Raw genomic sequence first — 17,997 nt, 5'->3', positions numbered from 1 at the left:
ACATGCTGACCATTGCCCTGTCCAAAGGCCGTATCCTCGACGACACCCTGCCGCTGCTGGCGGCGGCAGGCATCGTGCCGACCGAGAATCCGGACAAGAGCCGCAAGCTGATCATCCCCACCACCCAGGACGATGTGCGCCTGCTGATCGTGCGCGCCACCGATGTGCCGACCTATGTCGAGCACGGTGCCGCCGACCTCGGCGTCGCTGGCAAGGACGTGCTGCTCGAGTACGGCGGCCAGGGGCTCTACGAGCCGCTGGACCTGCGTATCGCCCGCTGCAAGTTGATGACCGCCGGTGCGGTTGGCGCGCCCGAGCCGAAAGGCCGGCTGCGCGTGGCCACCAAGTTCGTCAACGTTGCCAAGCGCTACTACGCCGAGCAGGGCCGTCAGGTGGATATCATCAAGCTGTATGGCTCAATGGAGCTGGCGCCGCTGGTGGGCCTGGCCGACAAGATCATCGACGTGGTCGACACCGGCAACACGCTCAAGGCCAATGGCCTGGAAGCCCAGGAACTGATCGCCCACATCAGCTCGCGGCTGATCGTCAACAAGGCGTCCATGAAGATGCAGCACGCTCGTCTTCAGGCGCTGATCGACACGCTGCGTGCAGCGGTCGAGAGCCACCATCCGCATTGATCCTTTCCTGCGCGGCTAATACCCGCGCAGCGCCTATCCGTGTCATAGCCAAATTCTCAGGTGCCCGCACGGTGGGCTTGCTACTCTAGCGGCGCCTGAGAACACGCCATTCAGATGAGGCTTTCGCTATGACCGCACCAGTTGCCATTCGCCGACTCAACGCTGCCGACGCGGATTTTGCCCAGCATCTGGATCATCTGTTGAGCTGGGAAAGCGTCTCGGACGACGGCGTCAATCAGCGCGTGCTGGATATCATCAAGGCCGTGCGTGAGCGCGGTGATGCGGCGCTGGTCGAGTTCACCCAGCGTTTCGACGCCCTGGAAGTGGCCTCCATGGCCGACCTGATTCTGCCGCGTGAGCGCCTGGAACTGGCGCTGACCCGCATTACTGCTGAGCAGCGCCAGGCGCTGGAGGTCGCTGCCGAGCGGGTACGCAGCTACCACGAAAAGCAGAAGCAGGATTCCTGGACCTATACCGAGGCCGACGGCACGGTGCTGGGCCAGAAGGTCACGCCGCTCGATCGCGCCGGCCTGTACGTGCCCGGTGGCAAGGCTTCCTATCCGTCCTCGGTGCTGATGAATGCCATTCCGGCCAAGGTCGCCGGCGTGGCCGAAGTGGTCATGGTGGTGCCGACCCCGCGTGGCGAAATCAACGAGATCGTCCTGGCCGCTGCGGCCATCGCCGGTGTCGACCGGGTGTTCACCATCGGTGGCGCCCAGGCCGTGGCGGCGCTGGCCTATGGCACCGAAAGCGTGCCGCCGGTGGACAAGATCGTCGGGCCGGGCAACATCTACGTGGCCACCGCCAAGCGCCACGTGTTCGGCAAGGTGGGCATCGACATGATCGCCGGGCCGTCGGAAATCCTCGTCGTCTGCGACGGCCAGACCGACCCCGACTGGATCGCCATGGACCTGTTCTCCCAGGCCGAGCACGACGAGGACGCCCAGTCGATTCTGGTCAGCCCGGACGCCGCGTTCCTCGACAGGGTCGCCGAGAGCATTGCCAGGCTGCTGCCGAGCCTGGAGCGCGAGGCGATTGCCCGTACGTCCATCGAAGGCCGCGGCGCGCTGATTCTGGTCGAGGACATGGCCCAGGCCATCGAGGTCGCCAACCGCATCGCCCCCGAGCACCTGGAACTGTCGGTCGAAAACCCCGAGCAGTACCTGCCCGAGATTCGCCATGCCGGCGCGATCTTCATGGGCCGCTATACCGCCGAGGCGCTGGGCGACTACTGCGCAGGCCCCAACCACGTGTTGCCGACTTCGGGTACCGCGCGTTTCTCGTCGCCGCTGGGTGTGTACGACTTCCAGAAGCGCTCGTCGATCATCCACTGCTCGGCCGCCGGTGCCTCCGAGTTGGGCAAGGTCGCCTCGGTGCTGGCCCGTGGCGAGTCGCTGACCGCCCACGCCCGCAGCGCCGAGTATCGCATCAAGAACTGACTGGGCCCGCGAGCAGCGTTGCCTGCTCGCGCAGAGATCACAATCGAATTCGAGGAGAGAAGGGCAGATGAGCAAATTCTGGAGCCCCTTCGTCAAAGACCTGGTGCCCTATGTGCCGGGTGAGCAGCCGAAGCTGACCAAGCTGGTCAAGCTCAACACCAACGAAAATCCCTACGGCCCGTCGCCCAAGGCCATCGCCGCCATGCAGGCGGAGCTCAATGACGACCTGCGTCTGTACCCCGATCCCAATGGCGATCGCCTCAAGCAGGCCGTCGCCGCTCACTATGGCGTGCCGGCCAGCCAGGTGTTCGTCGGCAACGGCTCGGACGAAGTCCTGGCCCACGCCTTCCACGGCCTGTTCCAGCACGGCAAGCCGCTGCTGTTCCCCGATATCAGCTACAGCTTCTACCCGGTCTACTGCGGGCTGTACGGCATCCAGGCCGAGCCGATCGCCCTGGACGAGCAGTTCCAGATCCGCATCGAGGACTATGCGCGGCCCAACGGCGGCATCATTTTCCCCAACCCGAACGCGCCGACCGGCTGCCTGCTGGCGCTCGAGGCCGTGGAGCGTCTGCTGCAAGCCAACCCGGATAGCGTGGTGCTGGTGGACGAGGCCTATATCGACTTTGGCGGCGAATCGGCGATCAGCCTGGTGAGCCGGTACCCGAACCTGCTGGTCACCCAGACGCTGTCCAAGTCGCGCTCGCTGGCCGGCCTGCGCGTCGGCCTGGCGGTGGGCCACGAGGACCTGATCGAGGCCCTGGAGCGGATCAAGAACAGCTTCAACTCCTACCCGCTGGACCGTATCGCCATCGCTGGCGCCGCGGCTGCGTTCGAGGATCGCGCCTATTTCGAGCAGACCTGCGCGGCGGTGATCGACAGCCGCGAACAGGTGGTTGCCGGTCTGCAGGCACTGGGGTTCGAGGTGCTGCCATCGGCGGCCAACTTCATCTTCGCCCGCCACCCTGGGCGTGACGCGGCCGGCATCGCTGCCGCCTTGCGTGAGCAGGGGGTGATCGTGCGCCACTTCAAGCAAGCGCGCATCGCCCAGTTCCTGCGCATCAGCATCGGCTCGCCCGAGCAGAACCAGGCACTGCTCGATGCCCTCGCGGCGCTCTGATCGATAGCCACATAAAAAACCAGGGCCCAGGCCCTGGCTTTTTGTATCTGCTCCAGCTGCGAGCGCTAGTTGCTGGTGGCCACTGGCGGACGGATACCGATCTCGGCCTTGAGCTCCATTGGCTTGCCGTTGCGCATCACTTCGATGCGAATGGTCTCGCCCGGTTTGGCGCGGGCGACCTGGTTCATCGAACGGCGAGCATCGCCTGCCGGTTCACCGTCGATCTTGAGAATCAGGTCGTTGGGTTGCAGGCCGGCTTTCTGCGCCGGACCGTTACGGTAGATACCGGCGACGATGATGCCCTGGCGGCCTTCCAGACCAAAGGACTCGGCCAGCTCCGGGGTCAGCGGCTGCACTTCGAGGCCTAGCCAGCCGCGGATCACCTTGCCATGCTCGATGATCGCCTGCATTACTTCCATCGCCAGCTTTACCGGGATGGCGAAACCGATGCCCTGGGAGCCGCCGGATTTGGAGAAGATCGCCGTGTTGATGCCGACCAGGTTGCCGTAGGCGTCAACCAGTGCACCGCCGGAGTTGCCCGGGTTGATCGCCGCATCGGTCTGGATGAAGTCTTCGTAGGTGTTGAGGCCCAGCTGGTTACGGCCGGTGGCGCTGATGATGCCCATGGTCACGGTCTGACCGACGCCGAAGGGGTTGCCGATGGCCAGGGTCACGTCGCCGATGCGGATATTGTCGGAGCGCCCCAGGGTCATCGCCGGCAGATCCTTGAGGTCGATCTTCAGCACGGCCAGGTCGGTCTCCGGGTCGCTGCCGATCACCCGCGCCAGGGTTTCACGACCATCCTTGAGGGCCACCACGATCTGGTCGGCATTGGCGGTCACGTGGTTATTGGTCAGCAGGTAGCCTTCCGGGCTCATGATCACCGCCGAGCCGAGGCTGGACTCCATGCGCCGCTGGCCGGGCAGATTCTCGCCATAGAACTTGCGGAACTGCGGGTCGTCGAGCAGCGGATGATTGGACTTGCCTACGTATTTGGTGGTGTACAGGTTGGCCACCGCTGGCGAAGCGACGCTGACGGCCGTGGCGTAGGAGGCAGGGCCCTCCTGGGAGCGCGTGTAGACCGGCGCCTGGCGCAGTTGCACGTCATGCATGGGCAAACCGACCAGCTGCGGGTACTGCTGCATGATCAGCAGCGACACCAGAACGCCAACCAGTAGTGGCCAGCCGAAGAAACGCAGGGCCTTGAGCATCGATCCAATCCTGAGGGTTGCGAGGCCCCTATCGGGCCCTTAAGGTGCGCCATTATAGAGAACCGTGCCAAGAAAGCAGCGGTTCGCCACCGTTCGTGAGGAAATCTGTATGGCCATTGCCCTGACCACTCTCGTTGAGGACGCCGAGCGCTATCTTGGCGCCTCACGCATCGCCGATTACTGCCCCAACGGCCTGCAGGTCGAGGGGCGGCCGCAGGTGCAGCGCATCGTCAGTGGCGTGACCGCCAGCCTGGCGATGATCGAGGCCGCCGTCGAAGCGCGCGCCGATGTCCTGCTGGTGCATCACGGCTATTTCTGGAAGGGCGAAAACCCTTGTATCACCGGCATGAAGCAGCGCCGACTGAAAAGCCTGCTGGCCAACGACATCAGCTTGCTGGCCTACCATCTGCCGCTCGACCTGCACCCTGAAGTGGGCAATAACGTGCAACTGGCGCGGCAGCTCGATATCACCGTCGAAGGCCCGCTCGAGCCCGATAACCCGCGTACCGTCGGCCTGGTCGGATCGCTGGCGCAGCCAGTCAGCGCCCGCGACTTCGCCCGTCGCGTGTATGAAGTGTTGGGCCGCGAGCCATTGCTGGTGGAGGAGGCGCGTATGGTCAGCCGTATCGGCTGGTGCACAGGGGGCGGCCAGGGCTATATCGACCAGGCCATCGCGGCCGGCGTCGACCTGTATCTGACCGGTGAGGCCTCGGAGCAGACCTACCACAGTGCCCGGGAGAACGGCGTCAGCTTCATCGCCGCCGGGCACCATGCCACCGAGCGTTATGGTGTGCAGGCATTGGGCGAGTACCTGAGCCGACGCTTCGCCATCGAGCACCTGTTCATCGATTGCCCGAATCCGATTTGACAGCGCCGGTGAGGAAGGTGGTGGCGTCCAGGCTTGACCCTGAACGCCACCGTCACGATCAGAAGTCGTAACGTACCTTGGCACGCAGGGTATCGGCATCGAATCCCGAGCGGCCGACATGCTCATAGCCTGCCCCAAGGCTCAAGGCGCCGAGCCGGTAGTTGACGCCCAGGCTGGCCTCATAACTGTCACGTGCCGGGCTGGCACCATGAGTCACGAACGACGAGCCGCCGAGCACGAAGCTCGATGTACTGCTGGCACGGTCGGCCGCGAAATCATGGTAGGCCATCAGCTTCAGTTCCGGCTCCAGGGTGCCCTGGCCGACGGAGAACTGGCTGGCTAGACGTGCACCCGCGCCGAGTTCGATAGCTTCGTAGCGCTGGCTGCTGACTGCCAGTGCAGCCGAAGAGCCCTTTTCGCGATAACTGTCGATGTCCAGGCGGCTATAGCGTGTGGCTACGCGAGGCTCCAGGGTGACGCTGCCAGCATGCAGCCCATAGCCCGCCTCCAGATTCAGCGCCAGAGACTGGCTGTCGAAGTCGCCCTTGGCACGGGTGCCGGCGATGTTGCGCTTGCTGGTGTTGTCGTTGAAGCCGTAGCTCAGGCTGGTATCGACGAATACCGGGCCCTGTTCGAAGCCCGAATACAGGGTCAGTACCTGGCTGTCGATCTCGCTCTTGTTGCCGGTGCGGCCACTGACCTTGGTATCCAGGTTGCTGTAGGCCACACCCAGCGTCCACTGCTCGTCGAGCTTGCCGTCGAGGCCAAGGCTCAGGCCGCGGCTGTCGGCGTCGTAACCGGCGATGCCGCTGCGACGGCCCTGGCGCAGATCGCTGTCGTGGCCTTGAACCCAGAAGCCGGTTTCGCTGAATGGCGAGCCGGACGAAGCGCCGCGCAGGGAAGAAGTCCGGGAGCCAACGGCACCGCTGACCATGCTTTGCACCGCATTGGCTGCAGCCTGTACCGCGCCATCAACCTGGGGCGTGAGTTGCTCGCTGAGGGCTGCAAGTTGTGCCTCCTCGGCATTAGCGAACGCCTGGAATACCGGGTCGCTGCTGTCCAGTTGGGGCATTACATTTGCGTAGAACGGCTGGAAGGCACGGCGGGCGTTGGGGCTGCTGCCGGCCTGACCGAGGACCTCGCTGGCCTGCTGGTCAGATACGCTGCTAACGGTGGCCAATACTTCGGTACCGGTGATTCGAGACGAATTGACGGTTAACAGTGGTGAGCTACTGACGACCAGGCTACGGTCACCGTCGTACTCAATCCCCCCATCAGCGTGCACCAGTTTGTACTCTTTGCCCGCCGCACGAAAGGCTTCCGAAGTAGGGCGAAGCGCGATGCTGCTTTCTTCCGAAAAGTATGCCTCCTCTTTAACTTTGAGAATGGCCTTGTCGGGATCGGTTGCATCACTGAGGTTAAGTTGCAACACCGTGCCGCGGTTCATTTCAAGATAGCCATCCAGCGTCACATGAGGTTTAAGCAGTGTCAGTTTTCCCGGTCTGCCCAGGGGGCTATCGTCGGCGTTGTAAATATCCACGCCACCATAATGATCGCCGTCGTTAAGGTGGTCGCCGTCAAACGTGGCGTCCCCGACGATGTCTATATAGGTCATGCCGTGAACATTCCCCTTTATCGTACCTCCCCCCCAGATCAGTCGTGAGTTATTGTTTTGCGTATCGGAGTAGATAGCGTATTCACCACCCTCGATTAGCCCACCATTCTGATAGATGATGCTGAACGGAGCATAGCCGGGTAGGTTGCTGTTGGAATCCATACTCGACAGGTAGATACCTGCGCGATCACCTTTGATCGTACCGCTGTTGATAATGTCACCCGCAATGCGACTCTTCTCGACATAGATGCCCACCGAATCTGCACCGCTTGCAGTAATGGAGCCGCTGTTGTTCAGCTTACCGCCGATGGTTGCATTGGAAATGTCGATGGCACGGGCGGTTGCTCCAGTCTCGTCCACGGCGGTCACATCGATGCTTCCGCTGTTGACAAGATCCCCATCGACGCGCGCCTGATCGCCGTTACCGCTATAGGCGATAAGGTCAATGCCAGTGGCTTCATAGCCACTGACGGTGATGGTGCCGCTGTTGAGCAGCCGGCCGCGAACGATGCTGTCGCCGACGGTTATGCCGTTGGCTTCGCTCAAATTACGGGAGTCATCACGCGACTTGATGCCCGTTGCACGTACCGTTCCTGCGTTGATCAGTTCGGCCAGATCACTTTTGAAGTTGACGGCGATGGCGTGCACTTCATCACCAGTCACCTCGACACTGCCGCTGCTGGTATTTTCAAGGGCGCCGGCCAATGGGGTGCGTATCAGCTCTATACCTCTGCCAATATCCGCACTGATCACTTCAATGCGTCCGCTATTGCTCAGACTACCCACGCGGGTTTCGCTCAGGCTTATGCCGGCAGGCATCGCATCGCCCAAGAGGTGGTTCTGGGCGTCCAGTATGTAGGTGTCCCGGACACTGATCAGGCCTGTGTTGCTGAGCGTGCCATCTATGGAGAGATTGCGCCCCTGGATGCCGACGGCGCTGATACCGTTGGCGATCAAATTACCCTTATTGATGAGTCCGCCATCAATGCGCACCTCATCGGAGAAAGCGATCAATCCTTCCCCAAGAGTGAGCGGACGACTGTAACGTTCCTGTGAGCTTTCGGCGCCTGTCGTATTGATCGAGGCATCGATAATCAGGTCGCCCTGCACGTGGGTTCCCGGCTTCAGGGTCAGCGCGTTGGCTGGCGTGGTCAGCTCACCACCGATGCTAAGGCCATCTGCAATGACGACGTTCTCCCAGCTCTTGGGACCGTTATCGATCTGGTAGGTTTCTGCCTCGGCTGAGAGGCTGGCAGCTGCAATGGCGAGGGTGAGGAGGGAAAGGGATAGGGGGCTGTGTTGCATGGGGCTCTCCTTGAGCGCAGTAGCGGGTTCCGATAGCGCCGCAAGCCGGGCGCGTGTCGCCTCAGGCAAGCGGGCGACGCGGGCAAGGGTGCGCAGTGGTGGCGCCTGAGTCAAGGCTTAGCCAGCGAAGCTGCCGCGCGCATCACAGAGTTGCGGCGCTGCGGTTCCCCGGCCCCGCTCGGCCGGCATGCAGAGGAGCCGCCTGAAGGGGCCATACGCGGACCTGGTTGCTGACTATTTCAGTGGAATAAACCTATATCGCTTCGATCTAAGCAGCGCCCTGATTAGAAGAAGGTGCTGTGCTAGAGTGCGCCCTCGTCCAAGGCCCGTCTGGCCTGAATAAAATACCGTGACCTCGTGAGTAGCCATGCTCGATAAACTGACGCACTTGAAACAGCTCGAGGCGGAAAGTATCCACATCATTCGTGAAGTGGCCGCCGAATTCGATAACCCGGTGATGCTCTATTCCATCGGCAAGGATTCCGCCGTGATGCTGCATCTGGCGCGCAAGGCATTCTTTCCCGGCAAGCTGCCGTTTCCGGTGATGCACGTCGACACGCGCTGGAAATTCCAGGAGATGTACCGCTTCCGCGACAAGATGGTCAGCGAGATGGGTCTGGACCTGATCACCCACATCAACCCTGATGGCGTGGCGCAGGACATGAACCCCTTCACCTACGGCAGTGCCAAGCACACCGACGTGATGAAGACCGAGGGCCTCAAGCAGGCGCTGGACAAGTACGGCTTCGATGCTGCTTTCGGTGGTGCGCGCCGCGACGAGGAGAAGTCCCGCGCCAAGGAGCGCGTGTACTCGTTCCGCGACAGCAAGCACCGCTGGGACCCCAAGAACCAGCGCCCCGAGCTGTGGAACGTTTACAACGGCAACGTCAAGAAGGGCGAGTCGATCCGCGTGTTCCCGCTCTCCAACTGGACCGAGCTGGATATCTGGCAGTACATCTATCTGGAGCAGATCCCGATCGTGCCGCTGTACTTCGCCGCCGAGCGCGAAGTGATCGAGAAGAACGGCACGCTGATCATGATCGATGACGAGCGCATCCTCGAACACCTCAGCGACGAGGAGAAGGCGCGCATCCAGAAGAAGAAGGTGCGCTTCCGCACCCTGGGCTGCTACCCACTGACCGGTGCGGTGGAGTCCGAGGCCGAGAGCCTGACCGACATCATCCAGGAAATGCTCCTGACCCGTACTTCCGAGCGCCAGGGCCGGGTGATCGATCACGACGCCGCCGGGTCGATGGAAGAAAAGAAACGTCAGGGCTATTTCTGAGGATCACGCACCATGAGTCATCAATCCGATTTGATCGGCCAGGACATTCACGCTTACCTGGCGCAACACGAGCGCAAGGAACTGCTGCGCTTCCTGACCTGTGGCAACGTCGACGACGGCAAGAGCACCCTGATCGGGCGTTTGCTGCACGACTCCAAGATGATCTACGAAGACCATCTGGAAGCCATCACCCGCGACTCGAAGAAGAGCGGCACCACCGGTGAGGAAGTTGACCTGGCGCTCCTGGTCGACGGCCTGCAGGCCGAGCGCGAGCAGGGCATCACCATCGATGTCGCCTACCGTTATTTCTCCACCGCCAAGCGCAAGTTCATCATCGCCGACACCCCCGGTCACGAGCAGTACACGCGCAACATGGCCACCGGCGCCTCGACCTGCGACCTGGCGATCATCCTGATCGACGCCCGTTACGGCGTGCAGACCCAGACCCGCCGGCACAGCTTTATCGCCTCGCTGCTGGGCATCAAGCATATCGTCGTGGCCATCAACAAGATGGACCTCAAGAACTTCGATCAAGGCGTGTTCGAGCAGATCAAGGCCGATTACCTGGCGTTCGCCGAGAAGATCGACCTGCGCCCGACCACCCTGGAGTTCGTGCCCATGTCGGCCCTCAAGGGCGACAACGTGGTCAACAAGTCCGAGCGCTCGCCGTGGTACACCGGCCAGTCGCTGATGGAGATTCTCGAGAGCGTGGAAGTGGCGGGCGACCGCAACTTCGACGACCTGCGCTTCCCGGTGCAGTACGTCAACCGCCCGAACCTCAACTTCCGCGGTTTCGCCGGCACCCTGGCCAGCGGCATCGTACGCAAGGGCGACGAGGTCATCGCGTTGCCGTCGGGCAAGGGCAGCAAGGTCAAGTCCATCGTCACCTACGAAGGTGAGCTGGAACAGGCCGGCCCGGGCCAGGCCATCACCCTGACCCTGGAAGACGAGATCGACGTCTCGCGCGGCGACATGCTGGTGCACGCCGACAACCGCCCGCAGGTGGTCGACACGTTCGACGCCATGCTGGTGTGGATGGCCGAAGAGCCGATGCTGCCGGGCAAGAAATACGACATCAAACGCGCCACCAGCTATGTGCCGGGCTCGATTGCCAGCATCACCCACCGGGTCGATGTGAACACCCTGGAGCAGGGCGCGTCCAGCAGCCTGCAGCTCAACGAGATCGGCAAGGTCAAGGTTGCCCTCGATGCGCCAATCGCGCTCGACGGCTACGAGCACAACCGCACCACGGGCGCGTTCATCATCATCGACCGCCTGACCAACGGTACCGTCGGCGCAGGCATGATCATCGCCGATGCGCTGGGTAGCGGCGCCGGTCATCACAGCGAAAGCGGCCATGTATCCACCGCAGAACGCGCCGCGCGTTTCGGCCAGCGGCCGGCCACCGTGCTGTTCAGCGGCCTCTCCGGCGCCGGCAAGAGCACCCTGGCTTATGCCGTGGAGCGCAAGCTGTTCGACATGGGCCGTGCGGTCTACGTGCTCGATGGCCAGAACCTGCGCCATGACCTGAACAAGGGCTTGCCGCAGGATCGTGCCGGGCGTACCGAGAACTGGCGCCGTGCCGCGCACGTGGCGCGTCAGTTCAACGAGGCGGGCCTGCTGACTTTGGCGGCTTTCGTGGCACCCGATGCCGAAGGGCGTGAACAGGCCAAGGTGCTGATCGGTGCAGAGCGGCTGATCACCGTGTATGTGCAGGCTTCGCCGCAGGTATGTGCCGAGCGTGACCCGCAAGGGCTGTACGCGGCTGCCGGGGACAACATCCCGGGGGAGTCCTTCCCGTACGATGTGCCGCTGGATGCCGACCTGGTCATCGATACCCAAAGCCTGTCGGTGGAGGAGGGCGTCAAACAGGTTCTGGCCGTCCTGCGTACTCGCGGCGCCATCTAAAAACCTGCTTATGACCAGCTGCGCTTCGGCGCTGCTGCGTTAAAAAGAGGCTCGGAAAGCCGCTTGCGGCTAACGCACTTTAGTGCGGCTACGAAGGAGCGAGCGAAGCGAGTAATGTGAGTGGGCTACAGCACACTCGTCCGCGACCCCGACCGCTTCCTCGCCTGCTTTTGCCTTGCAGCGCTTTAGCTCGCAAGGTCATAAGCAGGTTTTGGTGGATATAAAAATGCCCGCTCTCCTAGGAGGCGGGCATTTTTCATTTCCGGCTGGCGGCAATCAGATGCCGTTGCCACGGGCGCGTTCGCGCGCGTTGATTTCCATCTGCTCGCAGGTCAGGAAGCCTTTGCTTTCCACGCGGTCAGCGGAGTTGAATGCGACGTAGTAGGGCTGCTCCTTGCCATCCTTGTTGAGGATGTAGTTGTTGCAGGTGCCCGGCGCCACGGTGCGATTGATTTCCGTAGAGGGTGGGCCGCCCAGCTCCAGGACGGTGGACTTGGTCATGTCCTTCTCGACCTGCTTGACCAGCGGCTCGTTGCGGAAGGTGATGTGGTCGACCGGATTTTCAGGCTTGCCGGCACAACCGGTCAGAACGGCCAATACGCATGCAGCACCCAGGCTTTGCTTGAACATGGTTAATTTCCCTTGTGATGAACCAGACCATTTTTCTGAGCCTGGGCCAGGTAATTAAGTTCGGCTTAAATCGCAAGGGCAGATGCAACCTCGTTCGCGTGCCCAACTAGCGCATGGCGCTACTGGGCGAAGTCGGCTTGCAGTTGGCTGCTGTCGATAGCCTCGCCCAGAATAGGCGCCGGGTGGCGACTGGGCAGTGCCAGTGCCTGCGCGCTCATCAGGCTCAGTAGCAGGGCAATGGTCAGGGCTTTCATGGTGTACCTCGTCTCTGGGCATTTGTTGCTTCACGGAACCATGCTAGGGCCGAGGCAGTCAGGGAAGAAGTCGAACGGCTCGATAGTGGCCATCGACGGTCATGATGTGCGTTGCGCTTGACCAGGGCCTGGTCAGGGTAACGCCCCAATGGAGACTGAAATGGGTCATCGTGCAGTTCCCCAGTATCCACTGGTTTTAGTTCCCGGCATGCTGGGTTTTGTCAGCCTGTTCGGTTTCGAATACTGGTATGGCATCACCACCGCGTTGCGTAACCAGGGCGTGGACGTTTACCCAGCACGCCTGTCGCCGGTGCACGCCACCGAACTGCGCGGCGAGCAGTTGGTGCTGCAGATCGCCGAGGCGCGTCGGCGCAGTGGGGCGGAAAAGGTGCACCTGATCGGTCACAGCCAGGGTGCGCTGGTGTGCCGTTATGCCGCCGCGCACCGACCGGAATGGGTCGCTTCGGTCACTTCCGTGGCGGGCCCCCATCAGGGCTCGGAACTGGCCGATCACCTGGAACGCAAGTACGCCTCGAACAGCCTGAGTAGCCTGCTGCTGCGCCTGGGCACCCATATGCTGGCGCGGCTGTTCACCCTGGTGGACAGCGGTGCGCGCGGTGCGACGATGCCGATAAATGCCATCGCCGCCCACCGCTCGCTGACCTCCGAGGGTGTGGGCATCTTCAACCATCAGTACCCGCAAGGCTTGCCCTCGGCCTGGGGCGAAGAGGGGCCGGAGGAGGTCAACGGCGTGCGCTACTACTCCTGGTCCGGCACCTTGCAGCCCGGTATCACCGACGCGGGCGGCAATCGCAAGGATCTGTCGAACTGGTTCTGCCGACGCTTCGCCCGCACCTTCGTGCGCGAGGCCGGGCAGTGCGATGGCATGGTCGGGCGGGTCAGTTCGCACCTTGGCAAGGTAATCCGCGACGACTATCCGCTCGACCATTTGGATATCGTCAACCAGCAGTTTGGCCGGGTCGGCGAGGGTGTCGACCCGATCAGCCTGTATATCGAGCACCTACGCCGCCTGCACGAGGCCGGTCTGTAACGCGGCTGTGCGAACGCGCGACCCTGGGCCGGGTCGCGCGATGCGATACCGGGGGCCTCCTCAAGCGTGATGCAGCCCTAGGGGTGGGCCGCACTCACTGTTCGGCCTGCGCCGCCTTGAGCGCTTCGTAGGCCGGCGCCGCGTAGATACCTACTTCGACTGCCAGCTCCAGCACCCGCGGCAGGTCACTGGTGTAAACCAGCACGGCCTGCAGTTCGTCATCCAGCGGCTCGCTGAAATCGACCAGCGTATAACCCTGGGTTTCCTTGGAAAGGCTACCGAGCTGCACCTGAATGCGATTGAGCGCCTTGAGCGGCTCGACCTTCTTGAGCTGCTTGGCGGTGAGCACGAAGTTCACTTCAGGGCCGAACGAGCCAGTGATCTGGCTGAACAGCTCTTCGTAGCTGTCGGCCTGGAACAGCACGGTGTCGGGCAGGTTGCCGACCACCATCCACTCGCCCAGGGGAATGGGAAAGCTGTCGTCGTAATTGATGTCCGGGTTGGCGGCCAGGAAGGCGGCGGGATCGGCATAGGCCTGGGCCGCTTCGTCGGCGATGCGGGTGATTTCGGCCTGTGGCAGGCAGCCCGAGCTGATTTTGCCGATGAGTTCTTCGAGCTGGACGCGCATGGCGGAATCCTGATGGTGTCGGTGGGGGCGCAAGGCTGCCCGTTAGCAGCGCTCAGCGCAATTGGCTTTCCGCCAGGTTGCGAGTCCGCGGAATAAGGTCTGCATCCCAGCGGGCCGCACTCCAGCGCAACAGTTCTTCGGCGCTGGCGTCGGCCAGCTCACTCGGTGTGGGCTGACCCAGGGCGCGCAGGGCACGCAGCAGCAGCGGCGTAGCCTGGTCGCCGGGCAAGGGGGGCGAACGATAGGACTTGCCGAGCTTGTGGCCGTCGGGCTGGATGATCAGCGGAACATGCAGGTAACGCGGCTGGGAGAAACCCAGCAGCTCCTGCAGGTAGAGCTGGCGCGGCGTCGAGTCGAGCAGGTCGGCGCCGCGCACCACATTGTTGATGCCCTGCCAGGCGTCATCGAGCACCACGGCGAGCTGGTAGGCGTACAGGCCATCACGACGACGGATGACGAAGTCGCCGACCTCACGGCCCAGGTGCTGGCTGTATTCACCCTGCACCCGATCATTGAAGCGGTAGGTCAGTTGTGGCACCCGCAGGCGGATCGCCGCGTCGTGGCGACTGTGGCCGGCATTGGCGCAGTAGCCCGGGTAGATACCGCCGCTGCCCTCGAGCTGCTTGCGCGAGCAAGTGCAGGCGTAGGCCAGGCCCTGGTCGAACAGGCGCTGTACCAGCGCTTCATATTCGTCGTGGCGCTCGCTCTGGCGTACCAGTTCACCGTCCCAGTGCAGGCCATAGCGCTCCAGGGTCTGCAGGATGGCGGCCTGGGCACCGGGGACTTCCCGCGGCGGGTCGAGATCTTCCATGCGCAGCAGCCAGCGGCCGCCGACGGAACGGGCATCGAGATAGGAGGCGAGGGCAGCGACCAGCGAGCCGAAGTGCAGGTAGCCACTGGGGGTTGGGGCGAAGCGACCGATATAGGGGGAGTTTGGCATGGCGGGGCGTTCAAACGGGCGAAACGAAACGGGGCGCCTAAGCGCCCCGTCTGTTGATCGACTCAGGAGCCGACCTGTTTTTCCTTGATTTCCGCCAGGGTCTTGCAATCGATGCACAGGGTGGCGGTAGGGCGGGCTTCCAGGCGACGGATACCGATCTCGACACCACAGGAATCGCACCAGCCGTAGTCTTCGTCTTCGATCAGCTGCAGCGTCTCGTCGATCTTCTTGATCAGCTTGCGCTCACGATCACGGGCACGCAGCTCCAGGCTGAATTCTTCTTCCTGGCTGGCGCGGTCGGCTGGATCCGGGAAGTTGGCCGCTTCGTCCTGCATATGGTGCACGGTACGATCGACTTCCTGCATCAGCTCCAGCTTCCATTTGTTCAGGATACTGGTGAAGTGGGCGCGCATCGCCTCGCTCATGTACTCCTCGCCCTTGGTTTCCTTGTAGGGTTCGAAGCCACGAATCAATTGGCCGTTTGTAGCTTTTGCTTTGGTGGGCATGGATGACCGCCTCTCACTCTCTCTAATCCACTGCGCAGGGAATGTGTCCGTTGCCGTTTACAATAACGGCCCTGCGACTGCAAGCGGGCGAACTTACCAGATCGACACAAGCCGCGCCACTCCCGGATGTCGCGGTTGTGCGTCTGGTTTCGAGCCGGCCCCGCCAGGGCTTCGCGGTGGGCCCGATGAGCCACCCCATGCCCTGGCGCAGGGTGCCTGCAATCGCAATGTAAACACGTATTTCAGTGGTGCGTTGGCACGGTATGACAGGGCACCGCTGATACAATTCCACCTTTATCGTTTCTCAAGGCAATCCCATGGCACAGCCTTACAGCGCCCGCAGCCGCGCGATCGAACCTTTCCACGTGATGGCCTTGCTGGCCCGTGCCAATCAGTTGCAGGCCGAAGGCCATGACGTCATCCACCTGGAGATCGGCGAGCCGGACTTCACCACTGCCGCGCCCATCGTTGCCGCTGGCCAGGCGGCCCTGGCTGCCGGCCATACTCGATATACCGCGGCGCGTGGGCTGCCGGCGCTGCGCGAGGCGATTGCCGGCTTCTACGCCCGGCGCTATCGGCTGAGCATAGACCCCCAGCGCATTCTCATCACGCCAGGCGGCTCTGGTGCCTTGCTGCTGGCCGCCAGCCTGTTGGTCGACCCTGGCAAGCACTGGCTGCTGGCCGATCCGGGCTACCCGTGCAATCGCCACTTTCTGCGCCTGGTCGAAGGGGCGGCGCAGCTGGTACCGGTCGGCCCCGAGCAGCGTTATCAGCTCACACCGGAAACGGTTGCCGAGCACTGGAATGACGACAGCGTCGGCGCCTTGCTCGCCTCGCCGGCCAACCCGACCGGCACGTTGTTGAGCGCCGCCGAGCTCGCGGCCTTGTCCCAGGCGCTGAAAGCCCGTGGCGGGCATATGGTGGTCGACGAGATCTACCACGGCCTGACCTACGGCGTGGACGCCAGCAGCGTGCTGGAGGTGGATGACGAAGCGTTCGTGCTCAACAGCTTCTCCAAGTACTTCGGCATGACCGGTTGGCGCCTGGGCTGGCTGGTGGCGCCCGAGGCGGCGGTGGCGGACCTGGAGAAGCTGGCGCAGAACCTCTACATCAGCGCGCCGAGCATGGCCCAGCATGCCGCGCTGGCCTGCTTCCAGCCGGAGTCGATGGCCATCTTCGAAGAACGTCGCGCCGCCTTTGCCGAGCGCCGCGATTTCCTGCTGCCGGCGTTGCGCGAGCTGGGCTTCGGCATTGCCGTCGAGCCCGAGGGCGCCTTCTATCTGTATGCCGACGTCAGCGCCTTTGGCGGTGATGCCTATGCCTTCTGCCAGCATTTCCTGGAAACCGAGCACGTGGCCTTCACGCCGGGCCTGGACTTCGGTCATTACAAGGCCAGCCACCATGTGCGTTTCGCCTATACCCAGAGCCTGCCGCGCCTGGAAGAAGCGGTTGCACGGATTGCCCGCGGCCTGAAGCGTTGGCAGCCCCATGCAGTTTGATCCACCCCTCGAAGAGGCCCGTCTGCTGCGGCGCTACAAGCGCTTTCTCGCCGATATCGAAACCGCCTCGGGCGAACGCCTGACCATTCACTGCCCGAACACCGGCTCGATGCTCAACTGCATGAGCGAGGGCTGCCGGGTGTGGTTCAGCCGCTCCGATGATCCCAAGCGCAAGCTGCCGGGCACCTGGGAGGTCGGCGAAACGCCCCATGGGCGGCTGGCCTGTATCAACACGGCACGGGCCAATGGCCTGGTGGAAGAAGCGCTACGTGCCGGGCGAATTCCTGAACTCGCGGGTTTCAGCGCCTTGCGCCGTGAAGTGCCTTACGGCGTGGAGCGCAGCCGGGTGGATTTCTGTCTCGAATACGCCAGCGGCGTGGCCTTCGTCGAAGTGAAGAGCGTGACCCTGGGCTTCGCCGACAGCGCCGTGGCCGCCTTTCCCGACGCGCGCACCGAGCGCGGCGCCAAGCACCTGCGCGAGCTGGCGGCCCTGGCGCGCAGCGGCGTGCGCGCCGTGCAACTGTATTGCGTGAACCTGTCGGGTATCGAGGCGGTGCGGCCTGCCCGGGAGATCGACCCGGCCTACGCGGCGGCTCTGGCTGAAGCGGTGAGCGCGGGCGTCGAGGTGCTGGCCTATGGCGTGGATATCTCGCCGCAGGGCATCGAGGTAATACGACGCCTGGATGTGCTGCTGACGTAACGGCGAACACCCGTTTTCACAGGTCGACCCAGATTCCCTCGCCATCCTCTCGGCAGTCGATTGCGTGCAGCGCTTCGCCTTCGCACGGCCCCGCCACGCACTCGCCGGACTCGATCAGAAACAGCGCGCCATGCCGGGCGCACTGGATCAGGCTGGCGCTGGGGTCGAGAAACTGGTCGGCCTGCCATTCCAGCGGCACGCCTCGGTGCGGGCAGCGGTTGCGGTACACGAACACCTCACCCTCCTTGCGAACGGCGAACAGTTGCAGGTCTTCAATACAGAAGCCCCGGCTCTGAGCTTCCGGTAGCTCATGGGGGGCGCATAGACGGATCATCGGAGTCTCCAGGCCTGACGGGGGATTATCCCCCATCGGCCTGGCGATGGAAGGGGCGCGTGCCCG

The 17,997-nt window shown here is 63.1% G+C and carries 17 protein-coding genes; 9 read left to right on the top strand and 8 right to left on the bottom strand.

What is annotated here, in order from left to right:
• Positions 1-2: 2 nt before the first annotated feature.
• From hisG to hisC, 3 genes are all read left to right on the top strand, one after another.
• A complete protein-coding gene (hisG, locus tag BM154_RS05700; RefSeq protein WP_074881388.1) occupies positions 3-638 on the top strand; it encodes an ATP phosphoribosyltransferase in 636 nt (211 codons plus the stop codon).
• A 128-nt stretch (positions 639-766) separates the two neighbouring features.
• Positions 767-2,077, top strand: a complete 1,311-nt coding sequence (gene hisD, locus BM154_RS05695) for a histidinol dehydrogenase (RefSeq protein ID WP_074881387.1) — start codon at positions 767-769, stop codon at positions 2,075-2,077.
• Positions 2,078-2,144: 67 nt separating this feature from the next.
• Positions 2,145-3,197, top strand: a complete 1,053-nt coding sequence (gene hisC / locus BM154_RS05690; RefSeq protein WP_074881386.1) for a histidinol-phosphate transaminase — start codon at positions 2,145-2,147, stop codon at positions 3,195-3,197.
• A 65-nt stretch (positions 3,198-3,262) separates the two neighbouring features.
• Here the strand turns inward: hisC and algW are convergent, their stop codons facing one another.
• Positions 3,263-4,408 (bottom strand): Do family serine endopeptidase AlgW, encoded by a 1,146-nt coding sequence (gene algW / locus BM154_RS05685; RefSeq protein WP_074881385.1) that lies wholly within the window; start codon positions 4,406-4,408, stop codon positions 3,263-3,265.
• A 109-nt stretch (positions 4,409-4,517) separates the two neighbouring features.
• Here algW and BM154_RS05680 point away from each other — a divergent pair, with 109 nt between their 5' ends.
• Entirely contained in the window at positions 4,518-5,276 is a 759-nt protein-coding gene (locus tag BM154_RS05680; RefSeq protein ID WP_074881384.1) for a Nif3-like dinuclear metal center hexameric protein, read from the top strand.
• A gap of 58 nt (positions 5,277-5,334) precedes the next feature.
• Here the strand turns inward: BM154_RS05680 and BM154_RS05675 are convergent, their stop codons facing one another.
• Entirely contained in the window at positions 5,335-8,196 is a 2,862-nt protein-coding gene (locus BM154_RS05675) for an autotransporter family protein (protein ID WP_083414455.1), read from the bottom strand.
• 367 nt (positions 8,197-8,563) lie between these two features.
• On the opposite strand from BM154_RS05675, the gene cysD reads away from it, so the two are divergent.
• Both cysD and cysN read left to right on the top strand, forming a co-directional pair.
• A complete protein-coding gene (gene cysD, locus BM154_RS05670) occupies positions 8,564-9,481 on the top strand; it encodes a sulfate adenylyltransferase subunit CysD (protein WP_074881383.1) in 918 nt (305 codons plus the stop codon).
• A 12-nt stretch (positions 9,482-9,493) separates the two neighbouring features.
• Entirely contained in the window at positions 9,494-11,389 is a 1,896-nt protein-coding gene (gene cysN / locus BM154_RS05665) for a sulfate adenylyltransferase subunit CysN (protein WP_074881382.1), read from the top strand.
• 276 nt (positions 11,390-11,665) lie between these two features.
• Here the strand turns inward: cysN and osmE are convergent, their stop codons facing one another.
• Complete coding sequence (gene osmE / locus BM154_RS05660; RefSeq protein WP_074881381.1) at positions 11,666-12,019, bottom strand: osmotically-inducible lipoprotein OsmE; 354 nt, start codon at positions 12,017-12,019, stop codon at positions 11,666-11,668.
• A gap of 119 nt (positions 12,020-12,138) precedes the next feature.
• Positions 12,139-12,273 (bottom strand): hypothetical protein, encoded by a 135-nt coding sequence (locus tag BM154_RS24525; protein WP_279626209.1) that lies wholly within the window; start codon positions 12,271-12,273, stop codon positions 12,139-12,141.
• A 160-nt stretch (positions 12,274-12,433) separates the two neighbouring features.
• On the opposite strand from BM154_RS24525, the gene BM154_RS05655 reads away from it, so the two are divergent.
• Complete coding sequence (locus BM154_RS05655; protein ID WP_074881380.1) at positions 12,434-13,324, top strand: esterase/lipase family protein; 891 nt, start codon at positions 12,434-12,436, stop codon at positions 13,322-13,324.
• 94 nt (positions 13,325-13,418) lie between these two features.
• Here the strand turns inward: BM154_RS05655 and BM154_RS05650 are convergent, their stop codons facing one another.
• The 3 genes from BM154_RS05650 to dksA form a co-directional block, all read right to left on the bottom strand.
• Complete coding sequence (locus BM154_RS05650; RefSeq protein ID WP_074881379.1) at positions 13,419-13,952, bottom strand: hypothetical protein; 534 nt, start codon at positions 13,950-13,952, stop codon at positions 13,419-13,421.
• Positions 13,953-14,004: 52 nt separating this feature from the next.
• Positions 14,005-14,892: a tRNA glutamyl-Q(34) synthetase GluQRS gene (gluQRS, locus tag BM154_RS05645; RefSeq protein ID WP_074881378.1), complete on the bottom strand. Its 888-nt coding sequence runs from the start codon at positions 14,890-14,892 to the stop codon at positions 14,005-14,007.
• A gap of 62 nt (positions 14,893-14,954) precedes the next feature.
• Positions 14,955-15,398: an RNA polymerase-binding protein DksA gene (gene dksA / locus BM154_RS05640; protein ID WP_013792734.1), complete on the bottom strand. Its 444-nt coding sequence runs from the start codon at positions 15,396-15,398 to the stop codon at positions 14,955-14,957.
• Between the two features lie 317 nt (positions 15,399-15,715).
• Between dksA and BM154_RS05635 the strand changes: the two genes are divergently transcribed.
• Positions 15,716-16,897 (top strand): pyridoxal phosphate-dependent aminotransferase, encoded by a 1,182-nt coding sequence (locus tag BM154_RS05635; RefSeq protein ID WP_074881377.1) that lies wholly within the window; start codon positions 15,716-15,718, stop codon positions 16,895-16,897.
• Positions 16,887-17,597 carry a DNA/RNA nuclease SfsA gene (sfsA, locus tag BM154_RS05630; protein WP_074881376.1) on the top strand — a complete coding sequence of 237 codons (711 nt, stop codon included), beginning with the start codon at positions 16,887-16,889 and terminating at the stop codon, positions 17,595-17,597. Before BM154_RS05635 ends, sfsA begins: the two co-directional genes overlap by 11 nt.
• Positions 17,598-17,613: 16 nt before the next feature.
• Here sfsA and BM154_RS05625 read toward each other — a convergent pair whose 3' ends face one another.
• Positions 17,614-17,931, bottom strand: coding sequence for a Rieske (2Fe-2S) protein (locus BM154_RS05625; protein ID WP_074881375.1), 318 nt, complete (start codon positions 17,929-17,931; stop codon positions 17,614-17,616).
• Positions 17,932-17,997 lie beyond the last annotated feature (66 nt).

It is taken from the genome of Phytopseudomonas argentinensis (assembly GCF_900113905.1).
In the GTDB taxonomy this organism is placed as follows: Bacteria; Pseudomonadota; Gammaproteobacteria; order Pseudomonadales; family Pseudomonadaceae; genus Aquipseudomonas; species Aquipseudomonas argentinensis.
The sequence above is the reverse complement of the archived record's forward strand: the minus strand, read 5'-3'. Positions and strand labels throughout refer to the sequence as shown.